Below are 2422 nucleotides of genomic sequence, written 5' to 3'. Positions count from 1 at the left end.
AAGGAGGGAGAAGCCAAGGAAGGAGAAGCCAAGGAAGGAGAAGCCAAGGAAGGAGAAGAGCAATCTGGATCGCAGCAACAGGGTCAGCAAGGCGAACAGGGACAACAGGGCGAGCAGGGTCAACAAAGCCAGCAGCCACAATCGCCGCAGCAACAGGCCGAACAGAAGTTGCAGCAGGCGATCGAAAAGATGCGGCAAGCCGAGCAGGATTTGGAGCAGTCCAAGCGAGACGAAGCCGTCGAGGACCAGTTGGCGGCCGAAGAAAATCTGCGTCAGGCGATCGACGAACTCGAGCAAATCTTGCGTCAACTTCGGGAAGAAGAGATGCAGAGGGAACTTGCCCGACTGGAGAGTCGTCTGAAGAAGATGGCTGCGATGCAATCAAAAGTGATCGACGACACGGCGGAATTGGCCGCGACGCCGAAATCGCAACGCAACCGACAAACGGACCTGAAAGCGGGCGATTTGTCCTTTGACCAAAAGAAAATCACGGTCGAAGCGGATCGGGCGATGCTGCTGCTGCGGGAAGAAGGCTCCAGCGTGGCGTTCCCCGAAGTGGTGGCGCAAATCCGTGACGAAAGTGAGCGAATTGCCCAGAGATTAGGCAAAACGCAAATTGATGCCGTCACACAAGGCATTCAGCAAGATGTCCTAGCCGCCATCGAAGAAATGATTGGCGCTTTACAACAGGCTCAACGGGACCTCGAAAAACAAAAACAACAGGGCCAATCGGCCCCCCAACAGGCCGGACAGCCCGGAGAACAGCCGCTCGTGGGCGCGATTTCCGAGCTGAAACTGATCCGAACGATGGAAACCAGGATCAAATCGACAACACAACGTTATGCCGGACTCCTACAATCGGATGAGACTTCGGCACAGGACGTGCTTCCTTTGCTAAAGAACTTGTCCGATCGCCAGGCTAGGCTGTACAAAATAACGCGTGACTTGGTGATGCAGCGCAATAAGTAAGCGACTCCAACACAGGCGGACCACTGTGATTCGTAATCGAACTTCTCAGAAGCGGCGGAGTTTTCTCTGTTCTGTCCCGTCCTACTGTTTCGTTTTCTTGCTCCTCGGGTCGACCGCCATGGCGGATCAATCGCTGGAAAGTGAGCAGAGTTGGAAGGCCCTCGACGGCGAGCAAATGTCGGCCCTGCTGCGAGGTTCGCTTAACGATTTTGGCGCCCCACCGGCCGCCAGCGCCGAAGCGTCCGAACGGTTTCGGCTTCAATTGGAACAATCCGATCAGGATCCGATGGACGCCTTCATCGAAGCAGTTGCCGGTCTGACCGACGCGGTCGAACGGCTCGCGGCGATCGCGGCCAAAGATCCGCTCGCCGCCGCGGCAAGCATCGACCCCTCCGCAGCCGACTATGCAGAAATTGAGTCGTTGCCCAAGCCGATCCGGATGACCGTGCGAACCTGGCTGGGCCGGCTGTTGGTCCGATCACGCCTGTATGACGAAGCACTGCCGGTGATCGCCGAAGTTGACGTGACCGAGTCGATCGACCCCGCCAGTTCGCTGTTCTATCGCGGAGCCTGCTACCATGCGTTGCTGATGAAACAAGAGGCGCTCACGGACCTCCGCACCCTGCTGGAAAACGAAGAGGATTGTCCGGTCCGATTTTCTCGCCTGGCAAAGCTGATGGTCGCCGACATCAAACCGCTTAAAGAGGATTCGTTGGACGAGATCTCACGTTTGATGACCGACGTCACCCGCCGCTTGGACCTGGGGCGAAGCGACGAAAAGGTGTCTGGGCAAGAACAAAAGATCATCGACAAGCTCACCAAGTTGATCGACAAACTGGAAGAACAACAACAACAGCAGCAACAACAACAGCAACAGGGCGGAGGCAGTTCGGGAGGGGAGCCGAAGAACGGGCAAGAATCGCCCATGCAGGACAGCCAGATCGCCGGTGGCAGCGGAGACGGGAACGTCAAAAAGAAGAACCTCGGCGACGACGACGGCTGGGGAAACCTGCCGCCGGCCGAACGCAAGGAAGCCCTGCAAAAGATCAGCCGCGATCTGCCGACGCACTATCGCGACGCCATCGAAGCCTACTTCCGCAAACGAGCCACCGACGGCTGAGCGAACACGCACGTCGGTGTCCAGCCTCTCGCTGCGGGGCAGTGAGACCGGGCGGATAAAGCCCAATACCAGCACACGTTGGTGTCCAGCCTTTAGGCGATGCTTGCTCGCTGCGGGGCAGCGAGACCGGGCGGCTAAAGCCCAATACCGCTAAGTTAACATGAATGAGGGGGCCCGGACGCTGGCGCGAACCGGCTGATGTCAAACGAATATCAGCCGTTTGGCGCGAGCCTACGGGCCCTCATCTGAAGAAACGACGCTTAACTTAGCGGTATTGGGCTTTAGCTTGCACACCAGCAACGCTCCATCACCCATTTTCCGTCGGCCGCAAGA

Annotated in this window: 3 protein-coding genes; 2 read left to right on the top strand and 1 reads right to left on the bottom strand. The window is 57.7% G+C overall.

The genetic code is table 11. From position 1 onward, the window contains the following. On the bottom strand, positions 1–381 hold a 381-nt coding region (locus NZK35_RS16005; protein ID WP_259633539.1), incomplete at its 3' end, for a hypothetical protein. A gap of 27 nt (positions 382–408) precedes the next feature. Between NZK35_RS16005 and NZK35_RS16000 the strand changes: the two genes are divergently transcribed. Next, the gene (locus NZK35_RS16000) at positions 409–969 is read left to right on the top strand and encodes a hypothetical protein (RefSeq protein WP_259633538.1); all 561 of its coding nucleotides are present in this window, start codon (positions 409–411) and stop codon (positions 967–969) included. A 118-nt stretch (positions 970–1087) separates the two neighbouring features. Then, on the top strand, positions 1088–2089 hold the full coding sequence (locus NZK35_RS15995) for a hypothetical protein (protein ID WP_259633537.1): 1002 nt from the start codon (positions 1088–1090) through the stop codon (positions 2087–2089). The last annotated feature ends 333 nt before the right edge of the window (positions 2090–2422 follow it).

It is taken from the genome of Stieleria sedimenti (genome assembly GCF_025060895.1).
GTDB lineage: Bacteria > Planctomycetota > Planctomycetia > Pirellulales > Pirellulaceae > Stieleria > Stieleria sedimenti.
The sequence above is the reverse complement of the archived record's forward strand: the minus strand, read 5'-3'. Positions and strand labels throughout refer to the sequence as shown.